Here is a 24,877-nt window from a genome sequence, read left to right as displayed (position 1 = left end):
GGTAGGTGACGTTAGAACTACCCAATTTAACAGTAAAAAAGGCAAACTAGCCAAATCGGTTTACGATGCAGGTTGGTTTGAACTCAAAAGGCAACTGAATTACAAATGCGAGAACGCAGGTTGTCGTTTTGAAATCGTATCAGAGCGATACACTACCCAAACTTGTTCGTGTTGCGGTCAAATAGACAGCAACAGTCCGAAAGGTAGAGCAGGTTTGCGAATAAGAGAATGGACTTGTGCAACGTGTGGCACACGGCATGATAGAGATATTAACGCCAGTAAGAACATTCTTGCGGTTGGGCTTAACCGTCTTGTAGAAGGAATCCCCTCACTTTAGGGAGGGGAGGAAGTCAAGCCATAATAAATTTATCATCTTGCTGTATGGTTCACAGGCAAATTGGTTGTTATTTTCTACGCTTTACGCCTGTCAGCACTTTTTTGTATGACCCACTCTCACAGGATGTTTTTATGAAACAATTTTTCGCGCCTTGTCTGGTACTTGCCAGTATGTTGGGCACAACATTTGCCCACGCAGCCTCTATGCCAGTGGATACCAATGCCCGCTTTAAACTAGGGTTAAACGCGTCAATCAATCATTATGCGTACGACAAGGACAATGATGTTACGATCATGCCACAGGCATTTTATGACAACAATCGATTCTACATTGAAGGCAGTGAAGCGGGTTATTATCCCTACAAAGACGCACAAAACGAATGGCGATTGACCGCAAGCTACGATAGCCGTTCATTTGATCCAGACGATGCGAGTACAGCGGCGTTAAAAGGACTCGATGAGCGTAAATGGTCTGCTATGGTGGGCACTAGCTATATGCGCATCACCCCGTATGGTGGCTTTAAAGCGCAACTGGAAACTGATGCCTTAGGTCGCAGTGATGGTACTAGCGCAAAAGTGGCGCACTTAAGCAGATTTAAAGCAATGGATGATAAAATCACCATTTATCCTGAGTTAGGACTGCAGTGGTACAATGACAAGTACAACAACTACTACTTTGGTGTTTCTGAGCAAGAATCGCGACGAACAGGAATAAAAGCTTATAACGCTGATAGTAGCATTACTCCCTATGTCAATGTCAGTGCCAGTTACGCCATTTCGCCACGCTGGAGTGCGTTTATCAGTCAGCATTTAGAGTATTTGAGCGATGAGCAAAAAGACAGCCCACTGGTTGATAACCGTGTCGATAGCAAAACGAAAATTGGCTTTAACTATCAGTTTTAATGCCTAGTTTACCAATGAATAGTTGACTCATAAAAAGCGCAAATTGTTTGATTTGCGCTTTTTTTATTTATAAGAAAGGATTACTTACTTCGTCCACGTGCGACGCTTGCTGCTGTTGCGTGGCAGATTTTTCCACCGTTTGCGCTTGATGGACTTCTAAATACGCAATGATTTGGTTCAACACATCTTGTAATTGTTTTGCCGTGGCTAAACTTTGTTTATCCAACGTAAACGTCGCACTGCCATAGAGATTGACTTGCTCTCCTTGATTCTCAAGGGTAAATTCGCCCAAGCCAACGCTTTGGCTATCATTTTGAAATGGTTTAAAAGCACTCATCTTTTTCCCTTGTTTAGTTGCTAATTTGCTAGTTTTTGACTTGCTAATTACTACTTATGGTTATGGTGAAATAGTTGCTACATTACTCGGCAAACTGGGAAATGCATTGACCCCGGTGCGTTTTTTAAGGGTGCTTAGGCTAATTTTTTCAACGGTTCCGCTATCATCATTCGGGCTAAAAAATGCCATCGCTTGATGTTGTGATGGCAAATATACCGCTTTAAAAAAATGCGATGGCACCAGCACACGATTTTTTAGCCGTTTGACTTCCGGTGTTAGAAATGCCACCCCTGTCACCACATAAGCTGAGCCGTATTGGTTGGTCAGGTTGCGAGTTTGTGTTTCAATTTTTACCCAAGTTTTACGGTTGTTGTCAGGTGTTTGTGGGGCAATATTGGCCAAACTAAAGCTATCAAATTGTGAGTCCGGGTTTGCCATATCAGCATTGGGCGCTAAATGCCCTCTGTCAAATCCGGTACGGGTATAATCGCTCAATAAGCTACGCACCTCGGTTGGCAGGCGAGTTTCTTCATGAAAGTTATCCTCTCTGACCAAGGTTTTGGCAGCCGTTATTCGTTGTCGTGTTAAATGCTCAGCGACCCAAATCGGGGTTTTGGTGACACCCGAATACATCACCGCGAAGCCATTAAAGCACAGGGGGTAGGTTTTTTGCGACAGCTTGGCGGTCATTGTCGGCTGGGTTTTCTCCAAAAACTCGCTAGCGCATTTTTGTAGCGCCTTGTCTAGCGGGCGCGTGGTGAGTGTTTGGGTATCTGTGTTCGCTTGGGTGGTAAGAATGGTAGTAGGGATAGTAACAGTATGGCTATCGAGCTTGGCGGTTGAGGGCGTAACACTGCAACCTGTCAGATACATTAAGCCAACGCTTATGGCTGATAAGATGGCATTGTTGGTAACAAAATTTGTTTGAACTATCATAAGTGACCTTAAAAAAAGAAAAAATGAAGAAAATGAAAAATGGTGCAATGACGACAATGGTATGGTTCGGGCTAAAGTGTCGGATAACGTAGTTTAAATCACGATTTAAAACTTCTTGGTTATTTTATAAGGTTTTTTAGTGGAATACGCAAATATTTACTGGCAGTGATAGCAGTTTTTTGAAATGTTTTTTGGCTAATATTGCGTTGACTATTTTTATCCCAATATTTTCCCATCAACAATTGCTTAAGTTCTGATAAAATACGCTTTTTGTCGTTAGTAAATTTTTATGAGTACATCAACCACACCACAAAACGCCGTCGTCTTACTCTCGGGCGGGCTAGATTCCGTGACTTGCCTTTACTGGGCAAAAGCCAATTATGCCAACGTCACAGCGGTAAGCTTTAACTACGGTCAGCGCCACAATAGCGAACTTAATGCCGCCAAAAAAATTGCCGCGACTGCTCAAGTCAACCATCGTATTATTGATATTGATTTGGCACAGTTAGGTGGCTCGGCGTTGACCGATGCTTCGCTGGTGGTACCCGATGCCAAACAAACAGATTTTAGCGATAATCAGCATAATGACAGCATTCCAATTACTTATGTACCTGCGCGTAATACCATCTTTTTGTCGTATGCGCTGGCATTGGCAGAGGTGACACAGTCCAATGCCATTGTGATTGGTGTCAATGCAGTCGATTACTCAGGCTATCCTGATTGTCGTCCTGAATATATTGCAGCCTTTGAAAAGATGGCAAATCTCGCTACCAAAGCCGGTGTGATGGGCAATCATCTCCACATTGCAACGCCATTGTTGCATTTAAGTAAAGCAGAAATCATTAAGCTTGGGGTATCGCTGGGGGTGGATTATGCTTTGACCGTGTCATGCTACCGCGCAGATAGCGAAGGACGCGCCTGCGCGCACTGCGATAGCTGCTATCTACGTCAGCAAGGTTTTTTACAAGCTGAAATAGATGACCCGACTATTTATCAGTAATCTATCATCATCAAATCCTGCCAGCTTTATTGCGTCAACGGTAAAGCTAGCCATTGTACGATTGAACACCTGCTGTTCTATACTGCTGTCTTTTATGAGGATAAACTATGAAACATTCAGCCATCGCAACCCTATTTGCTAGCATGGTTTTGCCATTTGCCGCGCATGCCGCCAATCCACAATATGTCAATGCTTGCGCCACCCAAATGACCGAAAAACACATCACTGATGCCGCTTCTGCAAAAAAAGTATGTACTTGTGTGGTAGATGAACAATCAAAAATCACCCAAGCACAAAAAAATGAGCTTGATACCTGGGTAAAAAGTGGCAAAGATGTTCGCCAAAACAAAACTTTCCAAACCATCAGTGCTCGTATGAAAGCATGTGGCAACGGCGTTAAATTTAATAAAGCCCGTCCCTAATTGGTTACAATCAATACCATAATCGATAGCGCCGCACCACTAGACCAGTTGTTTACTGGTCTTTTTTTATTTTGTCGTATGAAGAAGTTTGTACTCAATCTGGCTTTCTGATATTGTTATTTCAATTTTTGCTTGGGAAATGCCCATGACTCAACTACCCAATTTTTTGGTCACGACGGTTGAAGCGGATACCAGTCGTCATGCCACAGCGCAGCCGCAATTTATCCAGCGTCAAATCAACCTGCCAGCTTATGCCAAACAGTCAGAGAAAGGCTTGATTCTGTACTTTTATCCAAAAGACAACACCTCAGGCTGTAGTGTACAAGCGCAAGATTTTAGCCAACATTTGCCCCAACTGCAGCAGCTTGGATACCAAGTCATTGGCGTATCAAGAGATAGTGTCAAAAGCCATGAAAAATTTATCGCCAACCAAAAGATTAATTTTGCACTGGTGAGTGATACCGAGGAACAACTTTGCCAATATTTTGGCATCATTGCCGAGAAAAAACTATACGGCAAAGTCAGCCTTGGCGTGGTACGTTCAACCTTAATTTTCGACAACACAGGCAAGCTGGTTCATGAGATGCGCAATGTCCGCGCCAAGGGACATATGGATAAATTGCTTGCAATATTGCCCACCCTTTAACCCAAACCAACCTAAATTAACCCAAACGCCTTATGTTGTTTTGATTCTATTTTTGTTATTTTGATTTTTTGACTCGAGATCACTCATTGTATGTCCGTGAACCAATTTTTTAAAAATATCTATCACGACTTGTATTATGACGTCTATAAAGCAGTCGGTGGTTCGCTCGAAGATGAAGCAGTTAATTGGCCGCTGTATCTCTCCAAACTTGCCAGTACAGGCATCAAAATTATGGTGCTGTTGGCAATTTTGGGCGTGGTCTATCGGTTAAGTTTATTGCTCATCAATTCTGCCCGTTTTATCGCCAAAGACAGTAAATACAGCCAATCGTTAAGGCTCATCGCACGATTAATGTGGTTGTTTTCAAGTTTGCTTGCGGTGATGAGTCAGCTTAATTTTGAACCTGAAACAGTCAAAGCCACTGCCAAAGCGGGTATTTGGTCAGTGATTTTTTATATGGCGTGGTACAACCTCGGTTATTTGATGCAAAAAATGCTCAAAAATTATGGACTAAACGCGTCGATTGAACAACTACTGCACAATTTGTTGTCCATGCTCATCATCGTATTGTGGATTGCCTCAGTGATGTCGCAGTTTGGTTTTGATATTGTGTCTGTGGTCGCAGGTCTTGGGATTGCGGGTATCGCAGTGGGTTTTGCCGCGCAAGCCACACTTGCCAACTTTATTGCCGGTATCACCATTTTGATTGAGCAGTCGTTTCAAGTCGGTGATTGGGTCAGCATCAATGAAAAAGAAGGTAAAGTGGTGCAAATCGCCCTGCGCACTACCCAAATTTTGACCCGTGATAATATCACTGTGATTTTCCCCAATTCAACGGTTGCTTCAGCCGAAGTCATTAATTTAACTGCCAAAAATCTGATTCGTTTTGATATTGAAGTGCGTATCGCGTTGGAAGCGGATATCGAAACTGCTCGCGCTATTATCCTTGATATTTTAGCCAACACCAAAGAGGTACTAGAGCGTCCTGCGCCCACAGCGACAGTGGATAAAATTGGCGATTTTGGGGTGTTTTTTATCGTGCGGTTTTGGGTCAATCCGCCACACGTGTCTCGAATGCCATTTATCAAAGAAAATCTACGCGAACAAATCAAAGTAGCACTCGATGATGCCGGCATTGCCACACCTTACCCTCATATGCAGCTTTTAATGCCAAGCGCAATGCCAAGCGAAGCAGCCCCATCGGTAAAAACTTCTCCATAATTTCAGACATTCTGTCATTTGTCCTTTGCTAATCATGCTAAAATACGCCATTAATCAACTTTGACTTTTTTTGGCAGTATTTATGACAGACAGCAATACAACGCCCGTCGGGCAAACTTTTCACATTGTCATCACTTGTGCCGATGGGCTAGAGATTCCCCTGCAAACTGAGCTGGCAAGCTTTGGTATAGATACACAAATTGAGCGCACGGGTCGGCTGATGGCGACATTGACGTTAGCGCAGATTTATCAAGTTTGTCTATGGTCTCGTGTGGCATCGCGGGTATTGTTACCACTGGGCAAAAAGAACATCAATCCCGAGTACGATATTGCAGAACAGCTCTATACCTTTGCCAAAACGGTCAAATGGACCCAGTTATTTGATTTGGAGCAGACCTTTGCGATTCGTTTGACCCTAGATAAGCGCGTACAAGCCAACCAGCAATTCACCATGCTGCGCGTTAAAGATGCGATTGCCGACCAATTTAACGAGCAGTTCGGTCGTCGCCCCAATGTCGATAAAAACCCCGATTTTGGCATTGTCGCTACTGTGGGTGACAAACAAGCTGAATTGTATCTAGACTTATCAGGGACCAGTTTGCACCGCCGTGGTTATCGTGCTGCGATGACTGAAGCGCCACTCAAAGAAAACTTGGCTGCTGCCCTACTCTATAGCGTGAATTTTCACACCACCCAATTTGACAGTATTGTCGACCCGATGTGCGGCTCAGGCACGCTGATTATCGAAGCCTTGCTGATGAGCGCAGATTATGCCGTAGGACTGGATAAAGCCGATAGCCAATTTGGGTTTTATGCATGGCAACATCATGATACTGCCCTTTGGGAGGCTATGGTGCAAGACGCGCAAACCCGTTTTCATCATCGCCTAAATGCCATGGCAAATGGCGAGATGCCCGCGGTATTTGCTTTTGATATGGACTCAGGCGCGGTTCGAGCCACGCATAAAAATTTAATCGCCGCAGGTTTGACGCCTATCATCAACCGTATTACCTTGCAGCAGCGCTCACTGGCGACCCTTAATTTGGCACTAGAAAAACAAGTCAATGGCTGGGTCAATCCCCTGTTTATCACCAACCCACCGTATGGTGAGCGTCTGGGTGAGGAAGAATTGATTAAACCCTTGTATCAAGGCTTGGGTAAAAAATTACAAGCCCTGTTTGCAGATAGCCCTGCCAAAGTGACTTTGGGTGTCCTCGCTGCCAAAGTTGAACAAGCCGACGTACTACCCCTTGCCGAGCCAAAAACCCTACGCTGTCACAATGGTGCTATCACCGTTTATTTTCGTTATGGTGAGCTGTTAAAGAGTAAAGATACACCGGTGATTACGCGCTTTGAAAAACGTGAAATTGCCGTAGAAGAAGGTCAAGATTTTATCAATCGACTACAAAAAAATCTTACCAATCTGCGCAAGCTTGCTCACAAACAAGCGGTGACCAATCTGCGGGTGTATGATGCCGACTTACCTGATTTTAAAGTAGCGGTGGATGTGTATGGCGAATTTGTGCATGTGCAAGAATATGCTGCCCCCAAATCAATTCCGTTGGAGACCGCCAAAAAACGCTTTAATCTAGCGCTGCATGGCGTGCGTGAAGCCTTGCAAGTGAACCGTGAGCAAGTGTTTATCAAAACCCGCGCCCGCCAATCCGGCAATGAGCAGTATGAGAAAAAAGCCAATTCGGGTAAGTTCCATGTAGTCAGCGAGCCAACCGCCAACAACCAACGGGCGTATTTTTTGGTGAACTTTAGCGATTATTTGGATACGGGGTTGTTCCTTGACCATCGCAGCATCCGAAAGATTATTGCAGAAAACGCACGCGGTAAAACGGTGCTTAATCTGTTTGCTTATACTTGTACTGCCAGTGTACATGCGGCATTGGGCGGGGCAAAAGCGGTGACATCGGTGGATTTATCACAAAACTATCTGGATTGGGGACGCAAAAATTTTGCCCTAAACGGCTTGCCAGATTTGCCAAGCTACCAATTTATTGCCCAAGATATTTTTGAATGGATTAAAAGCAACACTGAGCAGTACGATGTGATTTTTATCGATCCGCCGACTTTTTCTAACTCCAAGAAATTTCAAGGTACTTTTGATGTGCAGCGCGACCACGTACCACTCATCAACCGTGCCATGAATCGCTTATCCTCTGAAGGCGTGTTGTATTTTTCCAATAACTTTACCAAATTTGTGCTAGATGACGAAATCAACAACCGTTACCACGTTGAAGAAATGACCAACCAAACCATCGGCTTTGATTTTGATAGTAAACGCCCTATTCACCAGTCGTGGGCGATTCGCCACAAATAATTTGTCAATAAAAAAGCGATGACTCGTGTTAGCCATCGCTTTTTTTGATGAGTTGGTTATTTTGCCATAGTCTTGGTTTCAATCACGCTATCAAGCTTATACAGGTTGCCATAGCCTTTGGTATCGGTGGGCGGTGTGCGATAGCGAGTCAAGCGTAAAACCCGCTGTGCGCTTTCATCATGACGATAATTGATGATAGGCGCATCGAGAAGATACCATTGACCCACCGCTGTCTTTAATCCCTGAGCGTCATAATTGATGTCACGCACTTCTAGGCACTTTCTATCGGTCACGTTGTCGCAATACTGCCATTTGGGTTTGACTTCCAAAAATACGGTTTCCCCTTTGCCGTATTTTACTTCAGGCTTTAATATGCCATCCCAAATTAACGCACTGCCGTCTGCCAGAGTTTGTTGCAACATTGCATGTGTTTGCCAACTCATAATCATAACTGAGAGTTGACTTTGGCTTTGCATTTGCTTAGCCAACCAAGTTTCACTTTGTTGTAGAGAGCCGCAACCCATCAAGGTAGTCACCGCATTGGTGCTTGCCTGTAGTTTGTCCCCTTGTAACCTATAGCCACTCGATAATTGATTACAGCCTACACTGTAACTCATTCGATTTTGGGTGAAATCAAGTGTTACCTTGTGGTTATCAATTTGCGGCTTCAAATAATCCGATGGCGGTGGATTGGTACTGTTGGGATAAGCATTCACGCCGGACAGTTGCCAATGATAACTTTGCAAATCATCCACAGTGGGTGCTTTACCAATAAATATCGCAGGCTGGGCATCAGGCAATCTTTCAATAGGTGCTGATAGGTTAGTATTCACCGTTTGGCAACCTGTCAGGGCAAGCATGAGCAATGCGCTCGTTTTAAAGCCACCTTTAACCACTCGATTGTTTATCATTCTTTATATCCATTATTAGACCATTAATTGAAGTTTAGCCAAATATTTTTGGTTATTCAGCATCCGTTCTGTAAATTTAGTTTAGTACCTTTAAATTCAATTTAGTATCCTTAAAAGAAGATTTGACATAAAAAAACCCAGTCAAGCGACTAGGTTTTTGATTTCAAACTTAACATAAACGGTTATTTATTCGGTTGTGGCGTGGTGCGCAAATAAGGCTTAATTTCTTTATGACCTTTTGGGAATTTCGCGGCGATTTCTTCATTTTTGACGCTTGGCGGGATAATCACATCGTCCCCATCTTGCCACTCAACTGGCGTTGCAATGCCATAATTATCTGACAATTGCAAGGCATCAATCACCCGTAAAATTTCATTGAAGTTACGACCTACGGCAGCTGGGTAAGTGAAAGTTAACCGCAGTTTATGCTGTGGATCGATAATGAATACACTACGAACCGTGTGCGTGGTTGACGCATTTGGGTGAATCATGTCGTAAGCTTCCGATACTTTTTTGTCCGCGTCTGCAATGATGGGGAAATTCACCTCGCAACCTTGGGTTTCTGAGATATCGCCCGCCCAAGTTTTATGGTCTTCTACGCTATCGACTGATAATGCGATCGGTTTGACATGGCGTTTTTTGAATTCATCACCCAATGATGCCGTGCGTCCTAACTCCGTGGTGCAAACTGGGGTAAAGTCTGCCGGATGTGAGAATAAAACCACCCAGTTATCACCTTGCCAATCGTAAAAATTGATATTGCCTTCGGTGGTTTGTGCGTCAAAATTTGGTGCCGTGTCGCCAATTCGTAATTGTGCCATCGCTGACTCCTTATGATTTAATTTGATTAATAATATGTGGTTATTGTTTGATATCGGTCTATCACAGAGACTCAGCAAAATTTTAACAGATTTTAAATTCATCAATAATGACTTTTTGCGAATCTTTGTTTCTAAAAAGTCATAAGCGCGCTACGAGTGACTGTTTTATAGTGGAGGTTTTAATCAAATTCCGCAGTCTTTAAAAACTGCGCGACCACGTTAAACTGCCCAGCGGTGGTATCTTCTTCATACATGGCTTGGCGAAACGCATTGGAATTGGCAATGCCTGAGGTATACCAAGCAATATGTTTACGAGCAATACGACATCCCGAGTATTCGCCATAAAACGCATAAATCTCTTGCAAATGGCTTAATACAATCTCTTTTAACTCATCCATCGTTGGACTGGGCAGGATTTCACCGGTCTCTAGGTAATGCGCAATGTCGCGAAAAATCCAAGGCTGCCCTTGCCCTGCCCGCCCAATCATAATGCCATCGGCGCCTGTTTGCTCGTATACTTGTTTGGCTTTTTGCGGGCTGTCGATATCCCCATTGACGATAACAGGAATGGTGAGAAGATTTTTGACTTCTTTAATTAACTCATAGCGAGCGCGGCCTAGATATTTATCTTCGCGGGTACGTCCATGTATTACAATCATGGCGATACCTGCCTCTTCTGCCATTTGTGCGACACGTAAAATATTTTCTTCACCATTGGCATAGCCTAGACGGGTTTTTAGCGTGACTGGCACATCCACGGCATTGACCGTGGCATCCAATAGTCGCTTGACCAAATCTTCATCTTTGAGTAGCGCTGAACCAGCAAGCTTTTTGCATACTTTTTTTGCCGGGCAACCCATATTGATATCGACAATTTGCGCCCCATTGGCAACTTGATAGCGAGCGGCTTCGGCGATTTTTTCTGGGTCTGAACCAGCGATTTGCGCAGAAATAGGCGCGATTTCGCCATCAAAATTGGCACGATACAGTGTTTTGTGATGGGCAAACAAAGTGGCATCAGAGGTCATCATCTCCGACACGGCATGCCCTGCGCCAAAGGACTTAGCCAGCATGCGAAAAGGCTTATCAGTGACCCCTGCCATCGGGGCAACGATGATGCGGTTGGCGATGCTCTGGTCGCCGATATTGAGGGGAGTGAGCAATGGATGGTTGGACATAAATAAAAAAGCATGATGCGCTCAAAAACGGGGAAACATTATAACTTTTATCACTCGTGCTTTGGCTAAAAATATCACCCTGTTAGTAAAATTCCCCCATTTCGCCCTCTTTTAAACAATTGGGTAATTTTTTATATCATTTTTTTACGATTTTTTACTTGTTTGTCATATAGACTTAACCCAATAGAAGTTTAATAGTGTCATACTCATCAATTTGTTAGACCTAGATTTAGACATAGAAATGGGCATAAACATATGTTAAAACAGCTTAAACTTTGGTATCGAGGCGGTAAGCATGTCAATGGTGAAGTGATTTATCAGCTGCCCCATTGGTCTGCTAGGTTAGTCCGTCGCACGGTTGATTTTGTTTCGCTTGAATGGAAGTGGTTATTGGTATTTTTATGCCTAATCATGATAATTCTTATTATCGCTATTTGATTTGTCGATATTTTACCCATTTAGCCATGCCAATTTGGGCAATGTATGGCAGGTAAAGATATTGTATATAAAGCCGCTGACAAGTCACTATGTTTTACCATGACAAATAGTTGAGATTTTAGTATACTATCTTGTTTATTTGACACGCTTATACGACCGCTATGACCCAAATTCCTGTCATTCAAAACCCAGAAATGGTCAATCCCCAAGACCTTACCGCAAAAACCAATTTACTTGGCATGAGTAAGGCTGAGCTTGGACAATTTTTTGCCAATCTAGGCGAAAAACCGTTTCGTGCCACCCAAGTGATGAAGTGGATTTATCAATTGGGCGTGACCGATTTTTATCAAATGACGAATTTGTCCAAAAAACTACAAGAAACATTGGATGAAGTGGCAACTGTCACCCCACCTACTGTCAAGTTTAAACAATTTAGCGAAGATGGCACCCGCAAATGGGTGTTTGAAGTAGCAGGTGGCTCGCTGGTGGAAACTGTACTCATCCCTGCTGACGATAACAAACAGTTTGGACGTAAAACCTTGTGTATTTCCTCACAAGTCGGCTGTGCGCTTGACTGCTCGTTTTGTAGCACCGGTAAACAAGGCTTTGAGCGGGACTTATCCCCTAGCGAAATTATCGGACAGCTGTGGGTGGCCAACCAGTCTTATATGGAAAATGTGCCTGTCACTGAACGTGAAAATCGGGTTACCAATGTGGTGATGATGGGCATGGGTGAACCGCTGTTAAATTATGAGCCTGTGGTAGCCAGTATGTCATTGATGCTCGATGATTTTGGTTTTGGATTATCCAAACGCCGCGTCACCCTATCAACATCGGGCATCGTGCCAAAGATGTATGAGCTCGCCAAAGACATTGATGTGGCACTTGCCATCAGCCTACATGCACCCAATGACGAACTGCGTAACGAACTGGTACCCATCAATAAAAAATATCCACTCAAAGAGCTGATAGCCGCCGCTAAATCTTATGTATATGACGAAAACCCCCGTCATAAAAAGCACGTCACCATTGAATATGTGATGTTAAAAGACGTCAATGATACTGATGAACACGCCTGCCAGCTGGTCAATCTGCTCAAAGATTTGCCTTGCAAAATTAATTTGATTCCGTTTAATCCGTTCCCGCATGCGCCTTACGGACGCTCTAGTAACAATCGTATTCATGCGTTTAGCAATATCTTGAACCAAGCAGGCTTTGTCTGTACCATTCGCCAAACCCGTGGCGATGACATTGATGCGGCATGTGGACAACTGGTCGGACAAGTCACCGATAAGACCCGCCGTGCAAAACAATGGCAAGAAAAAGTGTCTAAAACATTACAATCTAAAGCGTCTCATTAAATCTTTTATCATTATAATAGTTTGGCGTGGTAAAGGCACAAGTTAGCCTTATCGGTTGGTGTTATCAAGGTTTTTTTGCTATAGTAATAGCCATTTTTAATTATAGGCTTGTTTTTGCTATTGGGTTTTATCGACAATTAAAAATCGTTATCTACTGTCAAAATTTTTAATTATTTAATTTAGTTCATTTGATTATGAGTAAGTTTGTTATGCCACCATGTCACTCACGTCAAAGTCATTTATACCACAGCCAACCTGCTATTTTGTGTCAATTACACGACAACCATATAGACGACGATAAAATGCCGGGCAAATCAAATTTTTTATCGAAGGTTTTTGCCGCAGGCATGATTGGCCTTTCAAGCCTTACCCTTTGCCTAACCGGTTGTACCACTACCCGACAAGTCACCACGCAGACAGTCACCACGAGTGACCCAAGTCGTTGGGAAAAAAACCCAGAAGAAATCGCTAGGATTCGCACCGCGATTGCCGCTGAGTATATTCGTAGTGGAAAATTAGACGATGCCAAACGACAGTTAGAAAGTGCATTAAAGTCTTATCCAAAGTCAGCAGAAGCCAATGATATGATGGGTGTGTTGCTGCAGCAAGAAGGCAGCCCGCGCAATATGCAAAAAGCCGAAGCTTATTTTAAAAATGCCATTGCACTCAATCCTGACTTTAGTCAAGCAAACAACAATTATGGCGTCTATCTCGCCCAACTCAGTCGTAACCAAGAAGCGATTGCGCAGTTTCAAATTGCGGGTTCTGCGTTAGGGTATGACGGTCGTGCCAGTGCGTTAGAGAATTTAGGGCGTACGGCATTAAAGGTAAAAAACAAACCGCTGGCGGTACAGTCATTTATCAAAGCGCTCGATGCCAATCGCCAAAGCATCGTCGCACGTACAGAGCTTATTGATATTTTATTGGCTGATGGCAAATTTTTGGAGGCGCAGGCGCTGTATAATGATTTGGTTAAAATTATTGGTCAATCCAACCTTGACCCGCGCACTTTATCGCAAGGGATTAGGCTTGCCAAACTTGCGAACAATCCCATAGAAGTGCAAAAATTAGCGCAGCAGCTTTTGGATCGCTATCCACTTAGCGATGAAGCAAAGCAGATTCGTTCTGGACTTTTAACCCCAACGTCAACTTGGAAATAAGATGGAAAACAGCAATAACACCGACAATCAACAAAACTCTACCCCTGTTCATGACACAACCCAGCTTTTGGGTCAGCGTTTTAAACAAGCCCGTGAGAAAAAAGGCTTATCGATTGACGATGTGGCTGCCAAAACTTTCATTTTAAAAAGCCATCTTCGGGCGCTTGAAGCCAATGATTTTGACGCATTACCACAGCCTACCTTTGCGCGCGGTTTTGCCACTACCTATGGGCGTTTTTTGGGTTTGGATAAAAATCTGGTCGCGCAAAGTTTTGATGCCCAGTACCCCGCTACCCTCAAACAAAAATATGCCACGGTCATCAATGCCCCGATGCAGCCGATGGGTACGCTTAATCGTGAAGCGCGTCCCAGTGTGCGTATTAACCCTTTTGTCATTGGTGGGATTTTATTGGTATTGGGGCTTGCGATTTTTATTTTTAATAAAGTTAGCAAAGCACATAATGACTCGGTTGACCAAGCGCCCGCTAGCGCTGTTGTCAGTATGCCAACCCAAGACCAAGTCAGCGGTGCGTCGCTTAACAATGCAGGCTCAGCGATTGTGACAAACACAGTAACTGCTAGTGGGTTACCCGCCACCGGATCTGCCATTACTGGTGTCGCGGTGAGTGCTGATAACGCCAGTGGTACAGCAGCGACAGGACAAGCTGGTGCCAAAGCTTCGATTGACATTTTTGTGAAAGACACCACCAAAATCACCATTGTCGATGCGACAGGCAATACGATTTTAGATGGCGAGCAAGCACGCGGTAGTTACCAATTGACAGGTCAAGCACCGTTTCAAGTCAATATCGACAAAGCCAGCAACGTGAGCTTGGATTTGAACAAACAACCGATTAAATTAAGCAATTATGCCCAAAACGATAAAGCCAATTTTACGTTAAAACCTTAACGGCTTATCACTTTAAAAATACGCTAAATCATTCGTTATAATAGTTATAATAATAGGAACGCCTATGTCAGCGCATAACCCCATCAAACGTAAACTCACCAAAAAAATCTACGTCGGTAATGTCGCAGTAGGCGGTGACACCCCCATTAGTGTGCAAAGTATGACTAATACTGATACCTGTGATGTCGATGCCACTGTGGCACAGATTCAGCGCTGTGTCGATGCCGGTGCTGACCTGATGCGCGTCTCCACGCCAACGATGGAAAGTGTAAAAGCCTTTGCTGAAATCAAAAGACAAGTCGCTGTGCCCCTGGTAGCAGACGTTCATTTTGATTATAAAATTGCACTGGCGGTGGCTGATGCGGGTGCAGACTGCTTACGTATCAACCCAGGTAATATCGGCAATGAACAAAAGGTGCGTGAAGTGATTGCCGCCGCCAAACATCATGGTATCAGTATGCGCATTGGCGTAAACGCGGGGTCGCTAGAAAAAGACATCCAAAAAAAATATGGCGAACCTACAGGTGAGGCCATGCTTGAGTCGGCGATGCGCCATATTGATATTTTAGATCGTAATAACTTTGACCAATTTAAAATCTCAGTCAAAGCCAGTAATGTGTTTTTGACCATGGATGCGTATCGGTTGATTTCTGCACAAGTTGACAATCCCTTGCATCTAGGTGTGACAGAAGCGGGGGTGTACCGCACCGGTACCGTTAAGTCTGCCATTGCCTTAGGCGGACTACTGCTAGAAGGTATTGGCGATACCATGCGTATTTCGCTAGCTGCTGAGCCAGAAGAAGAAATTAAAATCGGTTTTGATATCCTAAAATCACTGGGTATCCGTAGTAATGGGGTGAATTTTATCGCCTGCCCCAGCTGCTCACGCCAAGAGTTTGATGTGATTCGGGTGATGATGGACTTAGAAAAACGCCTAGAGGATATCCGTGAACCAATGGATGTATCGGTGATTGGCTGTAAAGTCAATGGTCCAGGGGAAGCCAAAGAATCGGATATCGGCGTGGTGGGTGCCAGTCCAAATAGCCTAGTATATAAAAATGGGGAAAAATCACATTTGATTGATACCACCAAGCTTGCTGACGAGATTGAAGCCATGGTCCGTCAAAAAGTGGCTGAGCGTGAAGCCCAGCGCGCCAATGAAATTTTACGGGTTAAATAATTTTTGTATCGTTTATTTTTTAGTTTGCATTCTTGGGAAATTGACCATGTTAAAATCCATTAAAGGTTTTAATGATATCTTACATATTGAGACAGAATCTACGCGCCCATCGAGCGAATGGCGCCAACTTGAAAGCAGCCTTATCGATGTGCTCAATCAATTTGGCTTTGAGCAAATTCGCCTCCCAATCGTTGAAGAAACCCAGCTATTTGCCCGGGCGATTGGCGATGCCACTGACATTGTCGAAAAGGAAATGTATAGCTTTTATGACAAATCCAACCCACCTACCGCATTGACACTACGCCCTGAAGGCACGGCAGGCGCGGTACGTGCCGTGGTGGAGCATAACTTATTGCGGGGTGATAATCCAAAACTTTGGTATATTGGTCCTATGTTTCGCTATGAACAACCGCAAAAAGGCCGTTATCGTCAGTTTCACCAATTAGGGGTTGAGAGTTTTGGCAGTGAATTGGCGGATGCTGATGCTGAGCTCATTATCATGACCTACCAAATGTGGCAAAAATTGGGCATTTTAGACGTGGTGCAACTTGAGATTAATAGCTTGGGCGAGATAGACGAACGACTGGCGTATCGCCAAGCCTTGGTGGATTTTTTAACCGATAAAAAATCTCAATTGGATGAAGATAGTCAGCGCCGCTTAACCACCAACCCACTACGTATTTTGGATAGTAAAGATAAAAACACCCAACAAATTTTAGAGAACGCCCCAAAGCTTGCTGACTTTTTGGGGGCAGCAAGCCAGCAGCATTTTGAAGCCTTACAACATTATCTTAAAGCAGTCGGCATCAATTTTGTGATTAATCCAAAACTGGTACGCGGTTTAGATTATTACAATAAAACCGTATTTGAATGGACGACTGACCAGCTAGGTAGCCAAGCCACGGTATGTGCTGGGGGGCGTTATGATGGGCTTATTGGACAAATCAAAGCCATTGGCAGTGATAAACCAGCCGCTTCCGAGCCGGCAGTAGGTTTTGCCATGGGGCTTGAGCGTTTGTTGTTACTCATGCAAAAGGTGCATCCGTTTGAGGCAACACCTGCCTGTGATGTATTTGTGGTCGCCCATCCTGATGTTTACACCGATGCCATCAAATTTGCCCATGAGCTACGTACACGACGCTCAAATCTTCGCGTGAAAATGGCAAGTGCCACGAGTTTAAAAGCGCAAATGAAAAAAGCCGACAAATCAGGTGCGCACTTGTCAGTGATTATCGCGCAAGATGAAGTCGCTAACCAGCAAATTACCATCAAAAAAATGGCAACCGGTGACCAAATTACGGTCGCGAGTGACACACTCTTTAGCGAAAATCCAGATTTTATCTAATCTATCTGATTGAGCCAAATTTGATGGTTAACTTATATCAGTAATTTTTTGAAAGGCTTTATGTAATGGTTAAAGACGTACAACCTAAGCTAGTGAATGATGAACAGCAATCCTTAGGCGCGCTTAAACAATATGGTGGCTATATTGTATCCGCCATTATGTTGGTATTAGCGGGCTATTTTGGCTGGAGTTACTGGCAAAAGCATGGCGGCAATATAGATACCGCAGCGGCGAACGATTTTGCCAAAATTCAAAGCGACCAAAACAACATTGAGACCCTAACCACCCAAGCTGCCACCGATACCAAAGCACAAGCGCAACTGACTACGGCGCAAACCAATTTGGACAAAGATTTGAGCGAATTTGTGGCTAAACATGATAATTCGGTTTATACATGGCAAGCCTTGATGCTGCAAGCCAAACAGCAAACCGATAAAAATGATCTAAAAGCGGCGGCGGCAACGCTACAAAAAGCATCTCAGTTAACGCTGAAGGATGATGGGCTAAAAGCCATTGCCATTTTGCGCCAAGCACAAGTGCTATTGTCAGACAATCAAGCGGATGCGGCACAAAAACGCTTACAAAGCCCCTTACCTGCTGCCTTTGAAGCCAGTAAACTTGAGATTTTGGGGGACATTGCCAACCAACAAGGTGATAAAAAAGCGGCGGCTACTCATTACCAAAAGGCTTGGCAATTGATTGAACAACGTAATCAAAACAACCCAAACCCCCAAGACCGTGCATTGCTACGTATCAAAATGGAAAGCCTAGGCTTAAGCGTCAAACAACCTGATTTAACTGGGGGCGTACTCGCTAAGCCTACCCAAGCTGAAAAAACTGCCCCTGCTGCAGCAATCGCATCTGCGCCCGCAGTTGCGTCAAGCACAAAATAGGCACACATAGCTAAAAAATAGGCAAAAAATCTTAACCTGACAAAACTCTTAAATGGCAATATTTAAATTTCACCGTACGTTACGAGATAAACAATGACGACCATAACAACAACAAAATCGACACCCTTATCGACAAACTTAATGAAACCTGCCGTATTTGCAACCGCCTTGGTGGTAGCGATGACCCTGACAGGTTGTGACAAGTTTAAAAAATCTGACAATGTCCATAAACCTGCCGCACTTGTGAAACTCGCTAGCAGTCAAAATGTGATTTCCCCACTGTTTAGTCAAGGCAGTAATACAAAAGTTAGCAAACGCTTTGGCAGTTTGCGCAATAAAACCACCATCAGCCAGCAACCTACCGCCTTTCGCGTGGCGTATGACAACAATGGCTATGTGAATGCGTTAGCAGACGGTAGCGTGCAAGCGTTTGATGGGCAAGGCAAAGTGCTTTGGAGTACCAAACTCAAACAAGGCTTAATGTCAGGGGTGGCGCTAGATGAACAATCTCGCGTAGCCGTGGTTAGTGACAGCAAAGGGGTCATCATTGCGTTAGACAGAATGACTGGCAAAGTTATTTGGCAAACGCCTTTAGACACCGTAACCCTATCCCCTGCCCTAATCAGCCAAAACCGTGTCATTACCCTTGGCAATGATGGTAAAATTAGTGCGCTGTCGCTAGAGTCTGGCGCGCCTATTTGGACTTTTAACACCCAAAATCCAAATTTAAGCGTTCGCGGTAGTGCCACGCCGATTTTATTCAATCGCAATACGGTACTGGTGTCGACAGCCGATGGTCGTATCCATGCCTTAAATATCGATAATGGCGTACCTATTTGGTCAAAACGTTTTGGTATTAGCAAAGGCAGTAGTGATATCGAAAAAATTTCTGATGTGGATGCCACCCCCGTACTAGATGGCAATATGCTGTACGTTGTGTCTTATAGCGGTCAGTTAGTCGCTGCCGATATGGCTTCACAGCAGCTAAGTTTTGTCAAAGAGTTGGCGAGCCTAAAATCAGTCGGCACAGATGATAGTCAAGTTTACGCCACTTCGCTTGATGGCGAATTGGTAGCGATGGATAAAATGACAGGCACGGTTAATTGGCAAACCGATAATTTGTCTTATCGTGGTTTGAGTAACGCGGTGAGTATCGGCAACTACGTGGTGGTTGGTGATGCTATGGGTTATTTGCATGTGTATGACCGCACCTCAGGGGCACTGGTTGACAGAAAACAAGCCAAATCCGACGTGGCGGTATTACAGTTTATCAATAACCGTTTGATTGCCCAAAGCGCAAATGGCGCACTTAGTGTTTGGCAAGTAAATCGTTAATTGTTAAACTGTTTACGCATTTAGCAGTTTTGGTGATTGGGTTAGCAGCCCAGACTGATAAAAGTGTGAGTTTAAATGACAACCCAGCATTGCAGCGCGATGTTGGGTTTGTTAAGTTATAGAAATAATGAATTTTTCAAGCGTGTTTAAAATCTTGCTTGTTGAAAATCTTGCTTTTTGAAAATTTTGGAAATTAAATTTATGAAACCAGTTGTTGCCTTGATTGGCCGTCCGAACGTTGGCAAGTCCACCCTATTTAATCAGTTGACCCGCAGTCGTCAAGCCTTGGTTGCTGATTTGGCAGGTCTTACCCGCGACCGTCAATATGGCGACGCAACCTTTGAAGAAAAATCCTTTATCGTCATCGATACCGGTGGTATTGGCGAAGTGGATGAAGGTGACGGCACCATTGATGATTATATGTCGCACCAATCGCATACCGCTATCCATGAAGCAGATATCATTGTGTTTGTGGTTGATAGCCGCGTGGGTATCACGGGCGCTGATGAAGTTATTGCCAAACAACTTCATACCCTTGGCAAGCCCGTGTTTTTAGCCGCCAATAAAATGGATGGCGTCCATGAAGCGGCGATTCATGAATTTTATGCGTTAGGTTTTGGTGAACCATTTCCCATGGCAGCCAGTCACGGACGTGGGGTGGGCAATTTATTAGAAGCCGTCACTGCTAATATGCCCACCGATGACCAAGAAGAACAAGCACCTGATGGCTTACGTATCGCCATCATTGGCAGACCCAACGTCGGCAAATCTACGCTTGTCAATCGCTTGCTCGGTGAAGAACGCGTGGTGGTTTTTGATATGCCAGGTACCACGCGCGATAGTATCTATATACCCTACGAGCGTGACAACAGACATTATGTGTTGATTGATACCGCGGGCGTGCGTCGCCGTGGACGTATTGATGAAAAAGTTGAAAAATTTTCTGTGGTAAAAACCTTGCAAGCCATCAAAGATGCCCATGTGGTCATCGTGGTCATTGATGCGCAAGAAGGCATTACCGATCAGGATTTGAACTTGTTGGGCTACGCCTTAGAAGCAGGTCGCGCGATGGTACTTGCCATTAATAAATGGGATGGGCTTGACCAAGACCAAAAGAATTTTGTCAAAATTGAAATGGATCGACGTTTTAACTTTATCCCTTATGTAAAGGTTCATTTAATCTCGGCGCTTCATGGGACGGGCGTTGGCAATCTTTACCCATCGATTCACCGTGCCTATGATGCTGCGATGTTTGATATTTCCACCAGTCGATTAACCCAAATTCTGCAAGATGCGGTTACTGCACACCAGCCCCCTATGGTAGGCGGGCGACGTATTAAACTTCGCTTTGCGCATTTGGGCGGTCATAATCCACCGATTATTGTGATTCATGGCAATCAGACCAGCCAAGTGCCAAACAGTTATCGTCGCTATCTAGAAAACGAATTTCGCAAGGTATTCAAGCTTGAAGGTACCCCGATTCGGGTTGAGTTTAAACAAAACGCCAACCCTTACGCAGGTCGCACTAATACCATGACGGATGCGCAAAAAGAACGTAAACGTCGAGAGGTACAAAAATTCAAAAAACGCGGCAAAAAACGTTAAGGTGATGTTAATTGGCGTTTTAAGGGATGAGTGAATGGTACAGAAGACTTTAGGTTATCAAATTGGGTTAAAGCGTATCGTTGCGATACCCTTTTTATTGGTTTTATTTATTTGCCTTGCGATTTATACCTTAGTCGACTTGACCCAAACGGTACAATATGAAATCAAACAGGCCAGTAAGATTAATTATCTACTTGCCCAGTCTACTGCAAGTAATCCTAACGGTGTGACAACCGCTAGCATTGACACACTATTAAGCGAGATGCCGCAGTACGAAAGCATTGTTTTTTTTCCATTTGATCAGCAGCAGCATCCGACCACCCATCCGATTAAAGTCACAGAGGTTTTTTTTGAGCGCTATTACGGATTGAGTGAACCTGTTAAAATTAATTTATTGACATTCAAGCCCCATCAAGACAACACGAAAGTAGAGCAGCTGATTGGTTATAGCAATATCACCCTTGACCTACAAACCATTCGCCAGCAATGGTTTTGGCAACATTTGCCGTTAGTACTGGTGTTATCATTTATTGCGCTGTTCAATTTGTGGTTTGTGTTGCAAAAGGTGCAAAATTTAACCCATCGCTTACCAAAACTTGAAAATTTAAGCCATCACATTTTGCAAGATGAATTTTTAGCGGCAGAGGCGTATAAGCTGCCAAAAAGTAATGAGGCTTGGGTATTTGAAAAAGCTTTGGTGTATTTGCTCAACAAGCGCAAGGCGCAAATTGCCCAAATCAACACTCTGCGCCAAGAAAAAAATGACCTTGAAGAAACCCAAATTAAGCAGCTTCAGCATAATTCAAAATTTGAAAATATTTTGATTCATGAGTTCAAATCCTCTGTAAGTCGTATCGAATCGGGTCTACAGCTGTTACACAATCAATATATCAGCGCTGAGCAAAAGGATGCCGTTGAAATTATTAGTTTGGGCAAAGATGATTTAAATGCTAAGCTTGATCAAATCATCCAAATTAACCGTATCGATAAAGGTCAAACAGGGGTCAGCGCCTACCAATTTAGTCCAACGGGGTTAATTACCCAAATTGTCAATGATTATCAGCCTGTGGCTGCCGAGAAAAATATTACGTTAAAGGCAAAGCCCTATCATGCCGACTATGTCCTAGAAGGCGATGTTCAAAAAATCACCCTAATTATCAGTTCATTGGTAGAAAATGCGATTAAATTTACCGATAAAGGCAGCATAACAATCACCTCGCAGTTGCAACATTTACAAACGCAAGTACGATGGACGCTGCAGATTGAAGACACCGGCATAGGCATTGCAAAGGAATATTTAGAGCTAATTTTTGAACCTTTTTTCCAAATTAATCCTGAAGTAAAACATTCCTCATCAACTAATTCTGCAGGATTATTTTTGGTGAAAAAACTCTTAGCACTGATGAAAGGCAGCATCACAGTTACTAGCGAACCTGATGTGGGTAGCAATTTTCAGGTATCGTTATTGCTAAAAGATTGGAAACACAACTATGAACGCAATTTATTGCTAAATAAACATATTGTCGTTTGGTATCACTATGAGGATTTATTCGAAACGGCCAAACGCATGGAAAATGCGGGTGCTAAAGTTGAGACGTTTACCAGTAGCGAACTTCTTGAAGATTATTTGTTATTTCATACGGTGGATGCGCTATTTATCTCCCGAAATATTGATTATCAAGCGATGTTAGACTTCGTCAGCAAATTTCGTGAGCGTGAAAATAAAGCCAGGGTCACCATTATTTGTGTTTATGACACCAAAGCGTTAAATCCGCATACCATTGAATTACTAAAAATAGCTGGGGTGGATTATTTTGTCAAAAAAGAAGTCATAGACGAGCGACTCGATCAATATATCAAAGAGTTGTCCAATATATTGAGTTAAATTTTGAGTTAAAAAAACCCTTCGTTTCATTTGAAGGGTTTTTTTTGTGATTTTTCTTTGTAATTTAGAATAAACCTTTAAAGAACAGTACGATGTGTTGCCACATACGTTTAAAAATTCCAGCTTCTTGAACTTGGGTTTCCGCGACCAATGGGACAGACGCCACAGGTTTGCCATTGAGCATAGCCACCAGTTTACCCACTTCTTGACCTTGCGCTAACGGCGCTTTAACATCGGCTGGCAAATTGACCACAGTACTGATTTTTTCTTGATCCAGTTTTGGCACTAGTACTTGTAAATTGCCTTTGCTGACGACGTTGACTTTATCGACAGCACCGAAGTTGACTGGCACGCTGCCGTAGCTTTTTTGGGCAGGGGCGGCAATTTTAGTAGCAAAGTTACTAAATCCCCAGTTGAGTAAGTTGCGCGATTGGTCTGCGCGCTCTTGAGCGCTTTTAGTACCCATAATCACTGAAATCAGACGCATATCACCGCGTTTACTCGATGCTACTAGGCAGTAACCTGCTTCGTCGGTATGTCCTGTTTTTAGGCCGTCTACCGTTGGATCAGTGAACAACAGCGCATTGCGGTTGCCCTGGGTGATGCCGTTATAAGTAAATTGTTTTTGGCTATAGATGGGATAATACTTTTTGCTGTTTTTAATAATGGCTTGAGCGAGTTTCGCCAAATCTTCGGCAGATGCTTGATGGCCTTCTTGTGGCATACCGGTCGCATTCATAAAATGGGTATGGGTCATGCCAATTTTTTTGGCTTCTTCATTCATCAAATCTGCAAACGTGGTTTCGCTACCGCCAATGTGCTGTGCCATCGCTTTTGACGCATCATTACCCGATTGGATAATGATACCTTTTAACATATCAATCACAGGGGCGGTTGTGTTAACAGGAACATACATACAAGACTCTTCACTTGAGCCTTTACACCACGCTTCAGGAGTCATGAGGATGGGTTCGTTTTCTTTTAATGCCCCTGATAGCAGCCGCTGCTCAATGATATAACTGGTCATCATCTTGGTCAATGATGCGGGTGGGAATGGCTGCGCGGCATTTTTTTGAGCCAATACCGTACCCGTATCATAATCAATTAGGATAAAAGCAGAATTGTCTAGTTCAGGCTGTTGTATGGCGGCATTTGCCTGTACAGTTGTGGCAAAAAAACTGGCGGCGACAAAAGTGCCGACCATCAGACGTTGGGTATATTGCGGTATTACGATTGCTTTCATCTCACTCACTCTTGGCTCAAATCAAATGCGACCTGTTTGCTTGGACGCTTGGTAAAACAAATTGCCTATATTAGCAAAAAAAATCATGATTCAACACTGTATTCGGTCTAAAAATCAACGATTTATCATAATTGACTTCCTCCCCTCCCTAAAGTGAGGGGATTCCTTCTACAAGACGGTTAAGCCCAACCGCAAGAATGTTCTTACTGGCGTTAATATCTCTATCATGCCGTGTGCCACACTTTACACAAGTCCATTCTCTTATTCGCAAACCTGCTCTACCTTTCGGACTACTGGACATATCGCCACAGCACGAGCAAGTTTGGGTAGTGTATTTCTCATTTACGATTTCAAAACGGCAACCTGCGTTCTCGCATTTGTAAGTCAGTTGTCGTTTCATTTCAAACCAACCTGCATCATAGACGCTTTTGGCTAGTTTGCCTTTTTTACTGTTAAATTGGGTAGTTCTAACGTCACCTACC

General features: G+C 43.7%; 23 protein-coding genes. 16 read left to right on the top strand and 7 right to left on the bottom strand.

Annotated features, from left to right (window positions below; genetic code table 11):
* Positions 1-337 (top strand): RNA-guided endonuclease InsQ/TnpB family protein (locus tag RTL34_RS10620; protein ID WP_312116802.1); only part of this gene is annotated, 337 nt, incomplete at its 5' end.
* Positions 338-468: 131 nt separating this feature from the next.
* Positions 469-1,239, top strand: a complete 771-nt coding sequence (locus RTL34_RS10615; RefSeq protein ID WP_239742433.1) for a MipA/OmpV family protein — start codon at positions 469-471, stop codon at positions 1,237-1,239.
* 67 nt (positions 1,240-1,306) lie between these two features.
* On the opposite strand, the gene RTL34_RS10610 is transcribed toward RTL34_RS10615, so the two are convergent.
* Both RTL34_RS10610 and RTL34_RS10605 read right to left on the bottom strand, forming a co-directional pair.
* Positions 1,307-1,576: a hypothetical protein gene (locus RTL34_RS10610; RefSeq protein ID WP_050325408.1), complete on the bottom strand. Its 270-nt coding sequence runs from the start codon at positions 1,574-1,576 to the stop codon at positions 1,307-1,309.
* A 60-nt stretch (positions 1,577-1,636) separates the two neighbouring features.
* Entirely contained in the window at positions 1,637-2,512 is an 876-nt protein-coding gene (locus tag RTL34_RS10605) for a DNA/RNA non-specific endonuclease (protein WP_312116797.1), read from the bottom strand.
* Between the two features lie 289 nt (positions 2,513-2,801).
* Here RTL34_RS10605 and queC point away from each other — a divergent pair, with 289 nt between their 5' ends.
* The 5 genes from queC (at position 2,802) to rlmKL (ending at position 8,130) form a co-directional block, all read left to right on the top strand.
* On the top strand, positions 2,802-3,512 hold the full coding sequence (gene queC, locus RTL34_RS10600) for a 7-cyano-7-deazaguanine synthase QueC (protein WP_312116796.1): 711 nt from the start codon (positions 2,802-2,804) through the stop codon (positions 3,510-3,512).
* A gap of 107 nt (positions 3,513-3,619) precedes the next feature.
* Complete coding sequence (locus tag RTL34_RS10595; RefSeq protein WP_095355366.1) at positions 3,620-3,934, top strand: hypothetical protein; 315 nt, start codon at positions 3,620-3,622, stop codon at positions 3,932-3,934.
* A gap of 145 nt (positions 3,935-4,079) precedes the next feature.
* Positions 4,080-4,580, top strand: a complete 501-nt coding sequence (locus RTL34_RS10590) for a peroxiredoxin (RefSeq protein WP_312116793.1) — start codon at positions 4,080-4,082, stop codon at positions 4,578-4,580.
* A 90-nt stretch (positions 4,581-4,670) separates the two neighbouring features.
* On the top strand, positions 4,671-5,801 hold the full coding sequence (locus tag RTL34_RS10585; RefSeq protein WP_076776581.1) for a mechanosensitive ion channel family protein: 1,131 nt from the start codon (positions 4,671-4,673) through the stop codon (positions 5,799-5,801).
* A gap of 82 nt (positions 5,802-5,883) precedes the next feature.
* Positions 5,884-8,130: a bifunctional 23S rRNA (guanine(2069)-N(7))-methyltransferase RlmK/23S rRNA (guanine(2445)-N(2))-methyltransferase RlmL gene (gene rlmKL, locus RTL34_RS10580; RefSeq protein WP_312116790.1), complete on the top strand. Its 2,247-nt coding sequence runs from the start codon at positions 5,884-5,886 to the stop codon at positions 8,128-8,130.
* Between the two features lie 56 nt (positions 8,131-8,186).
* On the opposite strand, the gene RTL34_RS10575 is transcribed toward rlmKL, so the two are convergent.
* The 3 genes from RTL34_RS10575 to dusB form a co-directional block, all read right to left on the bottom strand.
* Positions 8,187-9,041 (bottom strand): META domain-containing protein, encoded by an 855-nt coding sequence (locus tag RTL34_RS10575; RefSeq protein ID WP_312116788.1) that lies wholly within the window; start codon positions 9,039-9,041, stop codon positions 8,187-8,189.
* A gap of 182 nt (positions 9,042-9,223) precedes the next feature.
* Positions 9,224-9,862, bottom strand: a complete 639-nt coding sequence (locus RTL34_RS10570; RefSeq protein ID WP_159676347.1) for a peroxiredoxin — start codon at positions 9,860-9,862, stop codon at positions 9,224-9,226.
* Between the two features lie 179 nt (positions 9,863-10,041).
* Entirely contained in the window at positions 10,042-11,040 is a 999-nt protein-coding gene (dusB, locus tag RTL34_RS10565; protein ID WP_312116786.1) for a tRNA dihydrouridine synthase DusB, read from the bottom strand.
* 599 nt (positions 11,041-11,639) lie between these two features.
* On the opposite strand from dusB, the gene rlmN reads away from it, so the two are divergent.
* From rlmN to RTL34_RS10520, 9 genes are all read left to right on the top strand, one after another.
* Positions 11,640-12,839 (top strand): dual-specificity RNA methyltransferase RlmN, encoded by a 1,200-nt coding sequence (gene rlmN, locus RTL34_RS10560; RefSeq protein ID WP_203171946.1) that lies wholly within the window; start codon positions 11,640-11,642, stop codon positions 12,837-12,839.
* A gap of 209 nt (positions 12,840-13,048) precedes the next feature.
* Positions 13,049-13,999 (top strand): type IV pilus biogenesis/stability protein PilW, encoded by a 951-nt coding sequence (gene pilW, locus RTL34_RS10555; protein ID WP_312116784.1) that lies wholly within the window; start codon positions 13,049-13,051, stop codon positions 13,997-13,999.
* Position 14,000: 1 nt separating this feature from the next.
* Positions 14,001-14,909 carry a RodZ domain-containing protein gene (locus RTL34_RS10550; protein WP_050325767.1) on the top strand — a complete coding sequence of 303 codons (909 nt, stop codon included), beginning with the start codon at positions 14,001-14,003 and terminating at the stop codon, positions 14,907-14,909.
* Between the two features lie 64 nt (positions 14,910-14,973).
* On the top strand, positions 14,974-16,089 hold the full coding sequence (gene ispG / locus RTL34_RS10545; protein ID WP_050325766.1) for a flavodoxin-dependent (E)-4-hydroxy-3-methylbut-2-enyl-diphosphate synthase: 1,116 nt from the start codon (positions 14,974-14,976) through the stop codon (positions 16,087-16,089).
* Between the two features lie 46 nt (positions 16,090-16,135).
* Positions 16,136-17,434 carry a histidine--tRNA ligase gene (gene hisS / locus RTL34_RS10540; protein WP_050325765.1) on the top strand — a complete coding sequence of 433 codons (1,299 nt, stop codon included), beginning with the start codon at positions 16,136-16,138 and terminating at the stop codon, positions 17,432-17,434.
* Between the two features lie 65 nt (positions 17,435-17,499).
* The gene (locus tag RTL34_RS10535; protein ID WP_312116780.1) at positions 17,500-18,327 is read left to right on the top strand and encodes a YfgM family protein; all 828 of its coding nucleotides are present in this window, start codon (positions 17,500-17,502) and stop codon (positions 18,325-18,327) included.
* Positions 18,328-18,420: 93 nt separating this feature from the next.
* Complete coding sequence (gene bamB, locus RTL34_RS10530) at positions 18,421-19,662, top strand: outer membrane protein assembly factor BamB (protein WP_312116779.1); 1,242 nt, start codon at positions 18,421-18,423, stop codon at positions 19,660-19,662.
* 201 nt (positions 19,663-19,863) lie between these two features.
* On the top strand, positions 19,864-21,267 hold the full coding sequence (der, locus tag RTL34_RS10525) for a ribosome biogenesis GTPase Der (RefSeq protein ID WP_096488988.1): 1,404 nt from the start codon (positions 19,864-19,866) through the stop codon (positions 21,265-21,267).
* 34 nt (positions 21,268-21,301) lie between these two features.
* Positions 21,302-23,152, top strand: a complete 1,851-nt coding sequence (locus tag RTL34_RS10520; protein WP_312116776.1) for a sensor histidine kinase — start codon at positions 21,302-21,304, stop codon at positions 23,150-23,152.
* Positions 23,153-23,216: 64 nt separating this feature from the next.
* Here RTL34_RS10520 and RTL34_RS10515 read toward each other — a convergent pair whose 3' ends face one another.
* Both RTL34_RS10515 and RTL34_RS10510 read right to left on the bottom strand, forming a co-directional pair.
* The gene (locus RTL34_RS10515) at positions 23,217-24,356 is read right to left on the bottom strand and encodes a D-alanyl-D-alanine carboxypeptidase family protein (RefSeq protein WP_040403236.1); all 1,140 of its coding nucleotides are present in this window, start codon (positions 24,354-24,356) and stop codon (positions 23,217-23,219) included.
* Positions 24,357-24,543: 187 nt separating this feature from the next.
* Positions 24,544-24,877: RNA-guided endonuclease InsQ/TnpB family protein (locus RTL34_RS10510; protein ID WP_312116774.1), on the bottom strand; the 334-nt coding region annotated here is incomplete at its 5' end.

This window comes from Moraxella sp. CTOTU47915 (genome assembly GCF_031986685.1).
In the GTDB taxonomy this organism is placed as follows: domain Bacteria; phylum Pseudomonadota; class Gammaproteobacteria; order Pseudomonadales; family Moraxellaceae; genus Faucicola; species Faucicola tetraodonis.
This window is presented reverse-complemented; position numbering and strand designations above follow the sequence as displayed.

Excerpts from the sequence above, each read along its gene's own strand:
- RTL34_RS10520 (WP_312116776.1), top strand. The coding sequence starts at position 21,302 with ATGGTACAGAAGACTTTAGGTTATCAAATTGGGTTAAAGCGTATCGTT.
- RTL34_RS10570 (WP_159676347.1), bottom strand. The coding sequence starts at position 9,862 with ATGGCACAATTACGAATTGGCGACACGGCACCAAATTTTGACGCACAA.
- dusB (WP_312116786.1), bottom strand. The coding sequence starts at position 11,040 with ATGTCCAACCATCCATTGCTCACTCCCCTCAATATCGGCGACCAGAGC.
- rlmKL (WP_312116790.1), top strand. The coding sequence starts at position 5,884 with ATGACAGACAGCAATACAACGCCCGTCGGGCAAACTTTTCACATTGTC.
- RTL34_RS10535 (WP_312116780.1), top strand. The coding sequence starts at position 17,500 with ATGGTTAAAGACGTACAACCTAAGCTAGTGAATGATGAACAGCAATCC.
- RTL34_RS10590 (WP_312116793.1), top strand. The coding sequence starts at position 4,080 with ATGACTCAACTACCCAATTTTTTGGTCACGACGGTTGAAGCGGATACC.
- pilW (WP_312116784.1), top strand. The coding sequence starts at position 13,049 with ATGCCACCATGTCACTCACGTCAAAGTCATTTATACCACAGCCAACCT.
- bamB (WP_312116779.1), top strand. The coding sequence starts at position 18,421 with ATGACGACCATAACAACAACAAAATCGACACCCTTATCGACAAACTTA.
- RTL34_RS10575 (WP_312116788.1), bottom strand. The coding sequence starts at position 9,041 with ATGATAAACAATCGAGTGGTTAAAGGTGGCTTTAAAACGAGCGCATTG.
- RTL34_RS10550 (WP_050325767.1), top strand. The coding sequence starts at position 14,001 with ATGGAAAACAGCAATAACACCGACAATCAACAAAACTCTACCCCTGTT.
- RTL34_RS10515 (WP_040403236.1), bottom strand. The coding sequence starts at position 24,356 with ATGGTCGGCACTTTTGTCGCCGCCAGTTTTTTTGCCACAACTGTACAG.
- hisS (WP_050325765.1), top strand. The coding sequence starts at position 16,136 with ATGTTAAAATCCATTAAAGGTTTTAATGATATCTTACATATTGAGACA.
- RTL34_RS10585 (WP_076776581.1), top strand. The coding sequence starts at position 4,671 with ATGTCCGTGAACCAATTTTTTAAAAATATCTATCACGACTTGTATTAT.
- RTL34_RS10605 (WP_312116797.1), bottom strand. The coding sequence starts at position 2,512 with ATGATAGTTCAAACAAATTTTGTTACCAACAATGCCATCTTATCAGCC.
- der (WP_096488988.1), top strand. The coding sequence starts at position 19,864 with ATGAAACCAGTTGTTGCCTTGATTGGCCGTCCGAACGTTGGCAAGTCC.
- RTL34_RS10615 (WP_239742433.1), top strand. The coding sequence starts at position 469 with ATGAAACAATTTTTCGCGCCTTGTCTGGTACTTGCCAGTATGTTGGGC.
- ispG (WP_050325766.1), top strand. The coding sequence starts at position 14,974 with ATGTCAGCGCATAACCCCATCAAACGTAAACTCACCAAAAAAATCTAC.
- queC (WP_312116796.1), top strand. The coding sequence starts at position 2,802 with ATGAGTACATCAACCACACCACAAAACGCCGTCGTCTTACTCTCGGGC.
- rlmN (WP_203171946.1), top strand. The coding sequence starts at position 11,640 with ATGACCCAAATTCCTGTCATTCAAAACCCAGAAATGGTCAATCCCCAA.
- RTL34_RS10610 (WP_050325408.1), bottom strand. The coding sequence starts at position 1,576 with ATGAGTGCTTTTAAACCATTTCAAAATGATAGCCAAAGCGTTGGCTTG.
- RTL34_RS10595 (WP_095355366.1), top strand. The coding sequence starts at position 3,620 with ATGAAACATTCAGCCATCGCAACCCTATTTGCTAGCATGGTTTTGCCA.